Below are 12,239 nucleotides of genomic sequence, written 5' to 3'. Positions count from 1 at the left end.
TCGGTGGCTTAATTTATTACATAATTTTTTTGAATTCTTCAGTAAGAATTGGAACAATTTGGAAGAGGTCTCCAACGATTCCGTAATCAGCTTTAGTAAAGATTGGAGCATCAGGATCTGTATTGATTGCAACAATACATTTTGATGTTCTCATTCCTGCTAAATGCTGAATAGCTCCTGAGATACCACAAGCAATATAAAGTGATGGAGCAACAGTTTTACCTGTTTGTCCAACCTGCATAGAGTGTGGGGCATATCCAGAATCTACCGCAGCTCTTGAAGCACCAACAGTTGCACCAATCGCGTCTGCTAGCTCGTCAAGAATTTTAAAGTTTGCAGCTTCTTTCATAGCTCTACCACCAGAAACGATAATATTCGCCTCTGTAAGGTCAAGCTTCTCTGAAGCACCTTTAATAATTTCTTTAATAGCCGCTCTAATCTCTCCAGCGTTAACTGAGGCGTCAGCAGCATTTCCTGCCGCAGCGTTTTCAGAAGTAGGCATACCAAGAGCATTTGGTCTAACAGTTATAAAGTGAGGCTTTGGACCTTCAATTTCAACTTTTGCTAAACATTTCCCAGCAAAAAGAGGTCTTGTTCCTGCGAACGTTCCACCATCCATTGTGAAGTTAGTAACTTCAGAGGCCATACCAGCATCGAACATTCCAGATAGTCTTGGAATTAAGTCTTTAGCTAGAGAAGTAGATCCAGCAAATACATAATCGTATCCACCGTTTCCAATAAACTCCTTAAGTGCATTTGCGTATCCTTCTGGAGAATACTTATCAAGATTATCACCTTTTAGAGAGTGAACATTAGCTGCACCATACTTTGCTAGTTCAGTAACTGCTCCCGCTGGAACTTGTCCAACAGCTGCAACATCTACATCGTTCCCAGCAAGTTTTCCTAAAATTTCATATGTAACAGACTTTACATTATCAGATGTAATTTCTGTAAATACTAATACCTTTGCCATAATTAACTCCTTAAATTACCTTCGCTTCGTTTCTTAGAAGGCCTACAACTTCCGCTACAACTGAAGCTTGAACACCTTCGTCCATTGCTTCAAACTTCTTCCCAGCTGGTTTCTCTGGAGGAAGTTGGAAGTTAGAGTACTTAACTCTTCTGTCAGCATCGCTTACTCCAACATCTGCAAGAGAGTGTTGTGCAAGAGGTTTTCTCTTCGCTTTCATAATTCCTGGAAGTGAAGCATATCTAGGAGTGTTTAATCCTTTATTACACGCAATTAAAGCAGGAGATTTAACTTCATAAACCTCTAAAGCTCCGCCTTCAACTTCTCTTTTAAGAGTAAAAGCTCCGCCAGCTTCTTCACATCCAACAACAACTGAAACAGAAGGAATATTAAGCATTCCCGCTAAAAGTTGAGGAACTTGAAGACAGTCGTCATCAATCGCTTGCTTACCTGTAAAGATAACATCAGCAGTCTTTCCTGATTTTTCAATAGCACCTTTAAGGGCTTTTGCTGTCATGAAAGAATCTAAATTGTCATCAGACTCTACTAGGATTGCATCGTCAGCACCCATTGCTAAAGCAGTTCTTAGGGCCTCAGTGTCTTTAACACCACCAACTCTAACAACAGTCACAGTAGAACCACTGTTGGCTTGCTTCGTTAATAGGGCCTGCTCTACAGCAAACTCATCATAAGGGTTCATAATCCACTTGATCGAACTAGTTTCGATGTAAGTACCATCACCGTTAGGTGTAATCTTTGTTTCCGTGTCCGGAACTTGTTTAATGCAAACAAAGATATTCATTTGTTAGCTCCTTGAAAAAATTTCTTTAGCAATTACCAATCTTTGTATCTGAGATGTCCCTTCATATATTTGTATAAGCTTGGCATCTCTCATGATCTTTTCTACAGGGTATTCGTTACTGTATCCGTATCCTCCGAAGATTTGTACGGCATCAGTAGCCACTTCCATGAACTTATCAGCTGCAAACGCTTTCGCATATGAAGCTAGTTCTGTATTAGACTTTCCTTGATCTAAAAGCCATGCTGCTTTATGAACTAGAAGTCTTGAAGCCTCAACTTTCATGGCCATATCCGCAACCATCATTTGGATTGCTTGGTGGCCAGCTATTGGCTTATTAAACTGTATTCTTTCTTTAGCATATTTAACAGCGTGATCCAATGCACACTGCGCTCCACCCACCGCGCTAGCAGCGACCATTGGTCTTGAATGATCTAGAGTCATCTTCGCAAGCTTCCAGCCATCACCAAGATTTCCAATTAAATTTTCTTTAGGGATGCGCACGTTGGTAAATGTAACAGCTCTTGTGTCAGAACTCTTGTGACCCATTTTTCTTTCTTTGGCTCCGATTTCTAAACCTTCGGCATTTTTATCATCTAAAACGATACAAGAAATCCCCTTGTGCTTAAGCTCCGGATCAGTTGTACAATAAATGACAAATAGATCTGCAAACCCAGCGTTTGTAATCCACATCTTCTGTCCGTTAATCACATAGTGATCACCGTCTTCTTTAATTGTTGTTTTTAAACCTGCCGCGTCTGATCCATTCCCTGGTTCAGTTAAGCAAAATGATGCGAGCTTATAGGACTCTGTAAAGGGAGTAAGAAATCTCTTTTTCTGCTCATCGTTTCCACCAAGAGCAATTGGAAGAAGAGCAAGATCGTTGGCCATTAGGGTTGTATTCATTCCAAGGCAACCATAGGCAAGTGCTTCAGTTATAATCATTGAGTCAAGTGTGGTGAATCCTGTTCCTCCAAATTCTGGTGGAATACAAGTATTCACAAGGCCTAGTTCCCATGCTTTGTTGAGAATATCCATTGGAAGTTTGCCAGATTCATCGTACTCACCAGCTTTAGGCATCATTTCGTTTCTGGCAAATTTCATTGCCATCTCTTTAATTTCTTTCTGTTCACTTGAAAGTTCAAAGTTAACCATGATTGCATCCTTGCAGTGGGAGATTTAACTTAAATTGAGTACGAGAGAAATTATAGAAGTATAAAGAGGTGGGGTCAATGGAGGAAGATTAAATTTAGCTAAAGTTTAAAACCGTAGCACTATTGTCAAAGTTGGTATGAAACTCATACTTCTTTTTTAGAGTTTTAAAGCACTCGAGCTCCATTAGTGGAAGAATAACGAAGCTTCTCTCAAATAATTTTGGGTGAGGAAGAGTCAAGTGTTCTGTTTCAGATTTGTGGTCATCAAAAAAGAGCATATCAATATCAATAATTCGAGGTCCGAGGTGTATTTCTCTAGTCCTTCCTAATTCAGCTTCTATTGCAAGGAGCTGAGTCATTAGAGAGCTAGCTTCAATCTTCGGAGTCTCAAAAGAGAGAACCTGATTATAAAAGTCTGGTTGATTTTTGTAATCGACGGCCTCTGAAGTGTAGACTCTACTTTCCTCGATAAGTGAAAAATAGTTAGAGAGCTTTTCTTTGGCCTTTTTTAGATTACTGAATCTGTCGCCTAGATTTGAGCCAGTAGCAATAATGAGAGGCATGTTTTACTCTTTTTTTTCTTTAGTGTCAGACTTCTTCTTTTCATCTTCAGATTCAGCATTAGTCTTGTACTTACTTAAATGAGAGTCTAAAAAAGAGGGAACAGCTGTTCCTGCAGGAGCTTTAGGAGGACCTTTTACTCCACAGCTTGCACAAAGAAAAATAAGAAAGAATATAGTTTTAAAATTCAAGACTGAATCCTAAATTCATGATGTCAGAACCGAGGTCTGCGCGAATAAACCATCCGGGAACAAGTCTTTTTAAAACAGTGACGCCAAAAATTACTTGCCTCTTCTTTAAATCTTCTACAAGTTGAATTTCATTGTCAAGTTGAGGCTGAGTTGGTGTGATACTATCGTTTGGATCATCTACGCCGGCCTGAGGGCTACTTGCATTAATCATTTGAAATCCAAGATAAGGTTGCACATAAGAGAAGAATGGTGCGCTAATTGTATACTTTGCTCTAACAAAGAGATTTGTCATCTTTGTGTCTAGCCCAGGAGTAGGATAGTCATTAATGAGGTTTTGACCGTAGCCAATTTCTGCCCAGATATTGTCATCGAATTGATACATCCACATACCATTTAAGTGAGTATATCTTTGGGTAGATCCATCGTTATTCAGTCCTTCGATAAGGCCTACATTTAAAGAAACAATATTATCTGTTTTTATTTTTCGATTTGTTTTCTCGTCAAGAGAGAGGTCATCTTCTAAGAGTGTACCGTTGTATAGATCTTCTTCTTCCTTAAGAAGGTTTGCATCTTCTTTAGATTCTTCAGTTTCTTTCTTTGCACCAAAGAAACTATCGTCACCTCTTATTATTTGAACTTCTAGCTCTGGTCTAAAACTTTTGAATAAGTCGAGGGAATATATTTTAATAATTTTGATACCTGCAAGATTGTTAACACTTTTAGCAACAATGGCGCGAGCTGCTAGTTTATTTGCAAGGACTAGTGTAATGAAATCTCCCTTATTAAAAGATTGATTTTCATTAGTGATAATATAAGTTCTCTTAGAGTTAGAAACACTAGTGATTTTCTCTGTAACTAGCTCTGAAGCTAGTTGATTACTTTCTGAGTCTTGGCTGAAATCCTCAATAACTGATTGAGCAAATATACTCTGAGAAATGAGGAAGAATGTAAGTAGAATAAATAGATTTCTCTTCATTAGATAAATAATACCTTTTAAGTCAGCTTTATTAAATAGGGCAATACTCTCTTTATTATTAGATAAAAATGAAAGATGAGCAAAGATTTGTCGCAAAACTGGCAATAAATCATGGGATTTCACAAAAAATGCAATATTTATTTAAAAATATAGGTTCTAAGGTACCGTAATCTTAAGATTGTGTGAGAGTAATATTAAAACTTAAAAAAAATTAACTACTTGATATAATTATCCGACAAGTATCAAAAGAGTTAAGAAAATCTTTTAGATATCAAGGGGAGATGTTTATGAAACTATCAAAAATACTCTTACTACTAGCACTATTAACGTTAGGAGTAAGTTGTTCGAGTAAGAGAAAGAAAGATAATGCAGCTAAGACAGCAGATATCTCTCAAGAGGTAAGTGCCGAAGATGCTGACTTTATAGTTGATTCTGAAGACGAAGATCTATTATTAGACGATGGAAGCGTTGGAGCCGTTGAAGAGGTTGCAATGTCAGAATCGACAGAGCCATCCTTATTACTTGCCGAAGAATCGCCAATGCTTGCTGCTGAAACTTCAGATATCAGTATTGTTGGTGGTCAGTACACAGTTGAAAAAGGTGATACTCTTATGTGGATCGCTTTTAAGCTTTACGGTGATTATAGAAAGTGGCACCACCTCTCATCATTAAATGGAAACCTTTCAGCAGGTAACCTTGCAACAGGAATGACTATTAATCATGACTCTGCAGGTTTTAGTTATAATCCACAAGGACTTCCACATCTAATTAAAGTTGGTGAGAGTCTAGGTTCTATTTCTGGTGAAAAATACGGAACAGATAAGAGATGGAAAGAAATTTGGGAAAACAATAAAGTTATGATTATTGATCCAAATGTTATTTTTGCAGGTTTTACTCTTCACTATCTTCCGGATAGAGACATTGCCTCAGAAGATATCTAATCAAAGTTAAAATTAAATAAGTTTAATGGGCCCACATAAGTGGGCCTTTTAAATTCTGTGACTTGTATTGTAGAGAGTCGTTGGTATAATTTATAGAATGACTAAAGTTATTTTCCTATTATCTATTCTCTTAACTTCTTGCTCTCTTTTTCAGAGAGACGAATATGAATTTGATAAGAAATTATTTATAACTCCTGAAAGAGATTATGTTGATCAATTGGCCTCAATTGGAAGTGCTTATCTAAATACGGACGGAGTTAAAAGAGTAAAGTTAAGTACAAAAAGTAGGAAGTATCTTGAACTTCTCTACTTTAAAGTAGTTTCAAATAATAAGCTTTTCTTAAGAGAGCCACTGACTCCAAGTTTTAATATAATAGAAAGTGAAGTACCTTTCCTGTTTTCACTACCCAAAGCAAACTTCTTTTTTTCAAGTGCATTAATTATTAATTATATGAAGAATGAAGAAATTTTCATTGCGGCTTTTACAAAGAGCATTGTGGTTAGTCAGAGAAATCTTTTTCCAGCAAAGACCCTTATTCCTAAAGGGTATATCAATACAAAGGAAGTTTTAAACTACACAAGGCTTCCAGTTGAAATTAAAACTGAAGTTAATAAGTGGACCTATTATGTACTTAAGAGATCTGGTCATGACCCATATGCATTACTTATATGGTTGCAAACAATGAATAAGAATACATTGGATTTTACGTTGCTGTATGGAAATACGCAAATAATCTCAAGAGAAGAGTTTCTTTTTAAAAGCTTTATATCCGAATTAAAAGTTAAGGAAACGTTTTCTGGAAGACAGGCGAACTCTTCTCCTGACTATTATTACTTCGTAAGAGACGTTAAGAGGAAAGTAAGATGAGACCTGAGGATAGTGAGAGAATTTTGATCGAAGAATTATTTGAGAACACAAGAACAAGGATTGAAAATTTTGATGTTGAAGCAAGAGAAATTGTTGCCCTTACGGGAGATGCTTCGACAAGGCGTTACTACAGAGTCGTAACAGATAGTAATAGCTATGTTTCATGTTTAAGTGAGCCAAGAAAGGAAGATAATGATAGTGATTTCTTAAATGTCTACAATGTATTTGAAATGCAAGGGGTAAGAGTTCCTAAAATCCACGATCATAATATAAAGAAAGGCTATTTTCTTCAGGAAGATCTCGGAAATATTACATTGCTTTCACATGTCTCTTTGATTCAAGATGAAAATGAAATATATGAAACATACAAAAAAATTATAAATATTTTAATTAAAATCCATAGTATTCCTGCAGATAAAGATTATTCATGGGGAAAATTAAAATTTGATCATGAAAAGCTAATGTTTGAGATGAACTTCACAAGAGAACATTTCTTAAAATCTTTCTTGAAAGTGGAGTTAACAAACGAAGAAGAAGAGCTTTATGAAAAACAATTTGGACAAATTATTGAGGAGTTGTCTAAAGAAGACATGGTTCTTTGTCACCGAGATTTTCATTCTAGAAATATCATGATGAAAAATGGTGAGCCCGTAGTTATTGACTTTCAAGATGCAAGACAGGGAATTGCACAATACGATCTTGTTTCAATGTTAGAAGATTGTTACTTTCAGCTTTCCCCAAAGAATATTAAAAAATTAAAAAGCTACTATATTGAAAATATAGGTAATTTAAATCAAAGTAGAGAAGAATTTGAAAGATTGTACGACTTAATGACTATTCAGCGAATCTTCAAGGCAATTGGAAGCTTTGCCTACATTAATGAGGATAGAGGTGATAGTCGATATTTAAAGTATATTGGATTTGCGATGGAAAAGCTTCGCAATAAACTAAAGAAGTATCCAGAGTACAGAGGTCTCTTTAATTTGATTATGGGCAAGTACTATGAGTCTTGAGATTGCCTATATTTTAGGAGCAGGTCTTGGGACAAGAATGGGGGCGGTGGGAGAAGCTCTTCCAAAGCTTCTTTGGCCAGTTTTTGAAAAGACTCTATTAGAGCTTCAAGTTGACTATGCGATAGAGTGTGGAGTTAAAAAGATTTATCTAAATACTCATTTTCAAGCAGAAAAAATTCAAAATTATATTCTTAAAAAGAAATTAAATATTGAAGTTCTCTATGAAGAATCCTTGCTGGACATAGGCGGTGCTATTCATAATCTTGCGAAAGTTTTAAATTATAAAGGAAGAGTTCTTATTTTAAATGGAGATCAGTTTCTTCTCGTTAATAAAGACGCCTTTGCAGAGTTTAAAGAAAAGAGCCTAAGCTTTGTAGCAACCTTAATGGGATTAAAAGTTAAAGCAGGATCCGAATATAATGAGTTAGTAGTAGAAGAAGGGTTGTTAAAATCAATAGAGCGACCCTCGCCTACAGATTCTTATTACACGTATAGTGGAGTAAGTATAATCAATCTATCAAAGTTAGCTCCATGTGAGGGAAAAAGTAAATTCTTCGAAAGCGTGGCAGACTTTAGAAAGAAAGAGGTTGCTGTTTTCAAACCCAATGAATTTGAGTACTGGGACTTTGGAACAACTGAGCGTTATATTAACTCGATGAGAAAGGCTTTATTGAATAAAGAAACTCTTTTTAAAAGCTTTATCATAAAAAATAAATCTTTTGAGCAAGAAAAAATTCAAGATTTAAATTGCTATAACTCTAAGGGGAGTGAGTTCAGCATAAACTTAAATAATGAGAGTATGGACAATGGAACAGGCAATATTATTATAAGGGGAGTGAATAAGGATACTGGTAATTCTATAGCAGTAATCTATGACGGAGAAGTCTCAAAAGTTTAGTCATTAACTTTATCAACAATTTTAATGCAATCTACAGGACAAACCTCAATGCAAATGGAGCAGAGAGTACAGGACCATGTATCGATAGCATATGTATCCTTAAACTTTATAATGGCCTTTTCCGGACATATCAGCCTACAATTATCACAGGAAATGCACCTATTATTTATTTCAAGTTCAGGTTTCATGAGATTTATTATAGCCTTGAAACTAAGGATTTAAGTAATTAGCAAATATTACCGGGTAGCGAATGAGAATCTTAAAGCGAACATCAAATGTTTTTAACTTAATCCTTTTTCAGGTCTTTTCTTTCATTTTCCTTCACGTTGTTTTCTCGCTAAAGACTGGTCACTCAGCTCTAAATGTTGATAGGCTATATGACTTGGGATTAGACTATATACTTCTTGTTTCTTTATTATTTATAAATTGTGTTTCAATATTCTTTGTTAAAAAAATATCGTATTTTCAAATTATTTTCACCTCAATGTTGATAAGTCTTATCTGTTTTTATCAATTTTTTGAGTCGTTTGATAAAACAATACTCTTCTATTTCCTCTTTTATACCTTTGCATCTTTCTTCTTTATTATGATCTGGAAGTTAGAGCTTGAAGAGTCTGTTTATAATCCTAATTTTGATAGTCGAAATTTAAGAAATTCCGGTCTTCAAAAGGTCTGTACGATTCTGACAGATGGAAGTGGAAAAGAAGTTAGGGGAATTATTCAGAATTGGTCAAGAGAAAGCTTCTTTCTTTCAACCAACGATTTTGAATTAAATGTAAATGATCTACTTTTAGTGACCATGTCTTATCAGGCCATTTCTTTTGAGTTTAAAGCGAAGGTGGGGACTCAGTCTAAAGATGGCTTTGGTCTTTATGTATTAAATGAGCAAAATTCTACTAGTCTTAATTGGATTGATTTCTATGATATAATTAGCGACAGAGGAATATATCCAATTAATGTTTAAGAGGTTAAAAAATGCGTAAGCTTTTATTTATTGTCGCAGCTCTATTGCTTTCAGGTTGTTTTAAAGAAAAAGGTGCTGAAGAAACGTTGAGCAACTTTGTCAAAGAGAGATTCAGTGGTTCCCTTGATCGCAATGAGATGGGTGATTATTTGAGTGGTCAAATGAAGGATTCTATACTGTCGATGGAGGAAGAGGAATTTGAAAAATTCTCTGATTTATCTAAATATAAGAAGAAAATATTTAAAATTGTCCACGCCAATTGTTCAGAAGCAAAGTGCTTTATTACTTATCTAATAAGCTATGATCAATATGGTGAAAGTACTAAAGACTATAGAGTAGATAATAAGAAAATTGCTGAAATGATCAAAATTGAAAATGCTTGGAAAATAGAAAATGTAACTAATGTTAAAACTTATATAGACGCAGAAAATGCATTAGATATAGAGTCAAAATAGCATAAGTGCTCGGGATCATTGAATCCTGAGCAAATCACTAAAGTTCTTCTCCAAAATACCCGACAAGATAGCTATGAAATCGAACTTAAAAGAAGATTCTCTGCTATCTACACTTGTGTCTGAGACATATTTGGGAGTTGATGAGACAGAAGAAAATAGCACAAACCTTTCAGCTTATTTTGAATCAAAATTTATTTCAAATATTGAGAGCAATTCAAGTGATCACTTTTTAGAGGATAAGCTACTTCGCTCTAATGTTAGCTTTGGCTGTATGGATTACTTTGAAGGCACTTCTTCCTTTCACTTTGAGTTAAAGGGAGAGAGTTATACATGTCCTAGAAATTGGGGGCAATTTTCAAGTCTCTTCTCAGAGATGAATAATCCTCAGTATAAAATATTTGAGAGCTTCAATGAAGAATTTCTAATGGATGAAATTTTCAAATCTGATATTGATTATGACTATCAGGCAATCTGCTTTTGTGGACACGGAGAAAGCTATTTAATTTTTCTACCAAAAGAAAGTGAAGAGATATTGAACTGGCTTAGAAAATATTGTGAATCGAGAGAGCAAGCAGCTTAAAAAAAAGCCCTCTTGCGAGGGCCTTATTTCTTATAATGTATTATAAAATTCTTTCATCAGTAGAGCATCATCTTCAAGATTAGGGCTGTTACAGATAACATAACCACCACAATTAAAATCTTTTAAACTCTTAAGTAACGCTTGCCAGTTGAATTTAGACTTTGCAAGGTTAAGGTGCTTTAAGTCACCCTTTGAGTTAGAGCTGATTCCTGAAATATGAATATGCATATTTGAAAGAGAGGATTCACCAATCTCGTCTTTAATTCTTGTTAGAACTTCTTTGAATTCTTCTTCAGTATTATACTTTCCAGTTCTTGCATAAAGGTGAGAAAAGTCCATACATGGAGCACATGAAGAAACATTCTTAGTTAAAGTAATAAGCTCATCAAGCGATCCAAATTGACTCGTCTTTCCTGTTAATTCTGGACGAAGTTCAATTTCAATATCAAGTCTACTTAGTCTTTCTTCAATAACGTTCATACTTTTTTCAACAAGGTCGAATACATCAAACGGAGAATCCTTCATGTAGAAGGCGGCGTGAAAAGTCATAGACTCCGCACCACAAAGATCAGAGATTTTCGCTGTCTGAATAATTCTTTCAACAGAAGAGTCAATTTTATCTTGTTCTCTAGCGTTGAGGTTGATGTAGTAAGGTCCGTGAGAAGTTAGAGGAACACCTAGTTCATAAGAAACTTTTCTAAGAGCTGAAGAAACTTCTTCCTTCATTCTTACACCGTGAGCAAACTCTAATTGCATGCAGTCTAAACCAAGAGCATGGATTTGTTTTACGCCTTCGATTGGGTTATTCTTCTTCTGTGTACTATTTGGAACACCCGCAGTACCGAACAATAGCTTATTTGCTTGCATATATCTCCCGTGTACGTTTATTAAATATTTTTACTAAAAAGTGTCATATCACAATATTGCGTCGGGTAGTAGACGCGCCGAGAAAACCTCTTTAATAACAGTGTGTTATCATCGGTCGGGGTTTCCTTTTGGTTATGACGAGTTGAGTTATATCCCTATTACAAATTCTTGTCTATAATTTCATATAAAAGGTGTAATAAAGTAAGGATCAACCTTCTTTGTTTGATATGTAATATGTTGTTTTTATTTGGTTTTCTATTATTCTTCTATTCCGTTACAAGTGCGATAGGATTCATCTTACTTCCAAGTTTTGGTGAAATCTATGCGTCCTCCATATTAAGTCTATGGATTCTTCTGGCCTTTATTTTTGGTGATCGTCTTTTATTGGGCTATATGAGAGCGAAGTTAGTTGTAAATCAAAATAGAATTTCTTATATGCTTTCTAATATTCGACTTAAATTTTCTATATCAAGGGTGAACCTTTATACATCAAGAAGAGTTCGTGGTTGGCATATTATAGATAATGCTTTTTCAAATCCTGTCATAATTGTTAATCCAGAAACGTTGACTAGTTTAAGTGACAAAGAGTTAGAGGCCCTACTGAGTTTGGCGTGTTTTAAAATAAAGAGAAAGGTCGCAAGAAAGATATCCATCTACTTAGTCTTGTTTACAATAATTTTAAGTCCACTAATTTTCTCAAATATTTTAGAGAAGTATAGATTAGAGGCACTCTCTGCACTTATTAAGTATTTACTGATGCCATTTATTCTACTTAAGAATTATGTTCTGAATTCGAAAGAGATAGAAGAAAAGCTTATAGCAGACTTTCTCTTGAGATTTGATTTTAAACATGAGCTTGAAGCGAGCTTATTTAAGATTAACGGTAATACTGTAGAAAAAAGGTCGTACCTATTTCAAATTTGTACTGAAACAATTTCCCTCACTCACCAAGAAGGAAAAGAGAAGTTATCATATTATCTAAGAGAAAAACATTCAGTTTAA

At 35.1% G+C, this 12,239-nt stretch carries 16 protein-coding genes; 8 read left to right on the top strand and 8 right to left on the bottom strand.

Annotated features, from left to right (window positions below; translation table 11 throughout):
• Window positions 1-16: 16 nt before the first annotated feature.
• The 6 genes from CES88_RS15005 to CES88_RS14980 form a co-directional block, all read right to left on the bottom strand.
• On the bottom strand, window positions 17-973 hold the full coding sequence (locus CES88_RS15005; protein ID WP_290736199.1) for an electron transfer flavoprotein subunit alpha/FixB family protein: 957 nt from the start codon (window positions 971-973) through the stop codon (window positions 17-19).
• 10 nt (window positions 974-983) lie between these two features.
• A complete protein-coding gene (locus CES88_RS15000; RefSeq protein WP_290736196.1) occupies window positions 984-1,772 on the bottom strand; it encodes an electron transfer flavoprotein subunit beta/FixA family protein in 789 nt (262 codons plus the stop codon).
• A gap of 3 nt (window positions 1,773-1,775) precedes the next feature.
• On the bottom strand, window positions 1,776-2,924 hold the full coding sequence (locus CES88_RS14995; protein WP_290736193.1) for an acyl-CoA dehydrogenase family protein: 1,149 nt from the start codon (window positions 2,922-2,924) through the stop codon (window positions 1,776-1,778).
• A 94-nt stretch (window positions 2,925-3,018) separates the two neighbouring features.
• Window positions 3,019-3,486, bottom strand: coding sequence for a 2-amino-4-hydroxy-6-hydroxymethyldihydropteridine diphosphokinase (folK, locus tag CES88_RS14990; RefSeq protein ID WP_290736190.1), 468 nt, complete (start codon window positions 3,484-3,486; stop codon window positions 3,019-3,021).
• A 3-nt stretch (window positions 3,487-3,489) separates the two neighbouring features.
• Complete coding sequence (locus tag CES88_RS14985) at window positions 3,490-3,675, bottom strand: hypothetical protein (RefSeq protein WP_290736187.1); 186 nt, start codon at window positions 3,673-3,675, stop codon at window positions 3,490-3,492.
• Window positions 3,665-4,651 (bottom strand): hypothetical protein, encoded by a 987-nt coding sequence (locus CES88_RS14980; protein ID WP_290736183.1) that lies wholly within the window; start codon window positions 4,649-4,651, stop codon window positions 3,665-3,667. The genes CES88_RS14985 and CES88_RS14980 overlap by 11 nt, the downstream gene beginning before the upstream one ends.
• Before the next feature lie 287 nt (window positions 4,652-4,938).
• Between CES88_RS14980 and CES88_RS14975 the strand changes: the two genes are divergently transcribed.
• From CES88_RS14975 to CES88_RS14960, 4 genes are all read left to right on the top strand, one after another.
• Window positions 4,939-5,592, top strand: a complete 654-nt coding sequence (locus tag CES88_RS14975) for a LysM peptidoglycan-binding domain-containing protein (RefSeq protein ID WP_290736180.1) — start codon at window positions 4,939-4,941, stop codon at window positions 5,590-5,592.
• 97 nt (window positions 5,593-5,689) lie between these two features.
• Window positions 5,690-6,460, top strand: a complete 771-nt coding sequence (locus tag CES88_RS14970; protein ID WP_290736177.1) for a hypothetical protein — start codon at window positions 5,690-5,692, stop codon at window positions 6,458-6,460.
• Window positions 6,457-7,473: a phosphotransferase gene (locus CES88_RS14965; RefSeq protein WP_290736174.1), complete on the top strand. Its 1,017-nt coding sequence runs from the start codon at window positions 6,457-6,459 to the stop codon at window positions 7,471-7,473. The genes CES88_RS14970 and CES88_RS14965 overlap by 4 nt, the downstream gene beginning before the upstream one ends.
• Window positions 7,463-8,371: a sugar phosphate nucleotidyltransferase gene (locus CES88_RS14960; protein ID WP_290736171.1), complete on the top strand. Its 909-nt coding sequence runs from the start codon at window positions 7,463-7,465 to the stop codon at window positions 8,369-8,371. The genes CES88_RS14965 and CES88_RS14960 overlap by 11 nt, the downstream gene beginning before the upstream one ends.
• Here CES88_RS14960 and CES88_RS16670 read toward each other — a convergent pair.
• Complete coding sequence (locus CES88_RS16670) at window positions 8,368-8,559, bottom strand: 4Fe-4S dicluster-binding protein (protein WP_365993244.1); 192 nt, start codon at window positions 8,557-8,559, stop codon at window positions 8,368-8,370. The genes CES88_RS14960 and CES88_RS16670 overlap by 4 nt on opposite strands.
• A gap of 62 nt (window positions 8,560-8,621) precedes the next feature.
• On the opposite strand from CES88_RS16670, the gene CES88_RS14955 reads away from it, so the two are divergent.
• The 3 genes from CES88_RS14955 (at window position 8,622) to CES88_RS14945 (ending at window position 10,370) form a co-directional block, all read left to right on the top strand.
• Window positions 8,622-9,335: a hypothetical protein gene (locus CES88_RS14955; protein ID WP_290736168.1), complete on the top strand. Its 714-nt coding sequence runs from the start codon at window positions 8,622-8,624 to the stop codon at window positions 9,333-9,335.
• Window positions 9,336-9,346: 11 nt separating this feature from the next.
• Window positions 9,347-9,790 carry a hypothetical protein gene (locus CES88_RS14950; protein WP_290736166.1) on the top strand — a complete coding sequence of 148 codons (444 nt, stop codon included), beginning with the start codon at window positions 9,347-9,349 and terminating at the stop codon, window positions 9,788-9,790.
• Between the two features lie 73 nt (window positions 9,791-9,863).
• Window positions 9,864-10,370 (top strand): hypothetical protein, encoded by a 507-nt coding sequence (locus CES88_RS14945; protein ID WP_290736163.1) that lies wholly within the window; start codon window positions 9,864-9,866, stop codon window positions 10,368-10,370.
• 30 nt (window positions 10,371-10,400) lie between these two features.
• Here the strand turns inward: CES88_RS14945 and CES88_RS14940 are convergent, their stop codons facing one another.
• A complete protein-coding gene (locus CES88_RS14940; protein ID WP_290736160.1) occupies window positions 10,401-11,237 on the bottom strand; it encodes a TIM barrel protein in 837 nt (278 codons plus the stop codon).
• A 234-nt stretch (window positions 11,238-11,471) separates the two neighbouring features.
• Here CES88_RS14940 and CES88_RS14935 point away from each other — a divergent pair, with 234 nt between their 5' ends.
• The gene (locus CES88_RS14935; protein WP_290736157.1) at window positions 11,472-12,239 is read left to right on the top strand and encodes a hypothetical protein; all 768 of its coding nucleotides are present in this window, start codon (window positions 11,472-11,474) and stop codon (window positions 12,237-12,239) included.

Source organism: Halobacteriovorax sp. JY17, from assembly GCF_002753895.1.
Classification (GTDB): Bacteria; Bdellovibrionota; Bacteriovoracia; order Bacteriovoracales; family Bacteriovoracaceae; genus Halobacteriovorax.
The sequence above is the reverse complement of the archived record's forward strand: the minus strand, read 5'-3'. Positions and strand labels throughout refer to the sequence as shown.

Bases quoted from the DNA above. Each gene is read 5' to 3' on its own strand.
- CES88_RS14945 (WP_290736163.1), top strand. From the start codon at position 9,864: ATGAAATCGAACTTAAAAGAAGATTCTCTGCTATCTACACTTGTGTCT.
- CES88_RS14975 (WP_290736180.1), top strand. From the start codon at position 4,939: ATGAAACTATCAAAAATACTCTTACTACTAGCACTATTAACGTTAGGA.
- CES88_RS14965 (WP_290736174.1), top strand. From the start codon at position 6,457: ATGAGACCTGAGGATAGTGAGAGAATTTTGATCGAAGAATTATTTGAG.
- folK (WP_290736190.1), bottom strand. From the start codon at position 3,486: ATGCCTCTCATTATTGCTACTGGCTCAAATCTAGGCGACAGATTCAGT.
- CES88_RS14970 (WP_290736177.1), top strand. From the start codon at position 5,690: ATGACTAAAGTTATTTTCCTATTATCTATTCTCTTAACTTCTTGCTCT.
- CES88_RS14955 (WP_290736168.1), top strand. From the start codon at position 8,622: ATGAGAATCTTAAAGCGAACATCAAATGTTTTTAACTTAATCCTTTTT.
- CES88_RS15005 (WP_290736199.1), bottom strand. From the start codon at position 973: ATGGCAAAGGTATTAGTATTTACAGAAATTACATCTGATAATGTAAAG.
- CES88_RS14960 (WP_290736171.1), top strand. From the start codon at position 7,463: ATGAGTCTTGAGATTGCCTATATTTTAGGAGCAGGTCTTGGGACAAGA.
- CES88_RS14940 (WP_290736160.1), bottom strand. From the start codon at position 11,237: ATGCAAGCAAATAAGCTATTGTTCGGTACTGCGGGTGTTCCAAATAGT.
- CES88_RS14980 (WP_290736183.1), bottom strand. From the start codon at position 4,651: ATGAAGAGAAATCTATTTATTCTACTTACATTCTTCCTCATTTCTCAG.
- CES88_RS14995 (WP_290736193.1), bottom strand. From the start codon at position 2,924: ATGGTTAACTTTGAACTTTCAAGTGAACAGAAAGAAATTAAAGAGATG.
- CES88_RS16670 (WP_365993244.1), bottom strand. From the start codon at position 8,559: ATGAAACCTGAACTTGAAATAAATAATAGGTGCATTTCCTGTGATAAT.
- CES88_RS15000 (WP_290736196.1), bottom strand. From the start codon at position 1,772: ATGAATATCTTTGTTTGCATTAAACAAGTTCCGGACACGGAAACAAAG.
- CES88_RS14950 (WP_290736166.1), top strand. From the start codon at position 9,347: ATGCGTAAGCTTTTATTTATTGTCGCAGCTCTATTGCTTTCAGGTTGT.
- CES88_RS14935 (WP_290736157.1), top strand. From the start codon at position 11,472: ATGTTGTTTTTATTTGGTTTTCTATTATTCTTCTATTCCGTTACAAGT.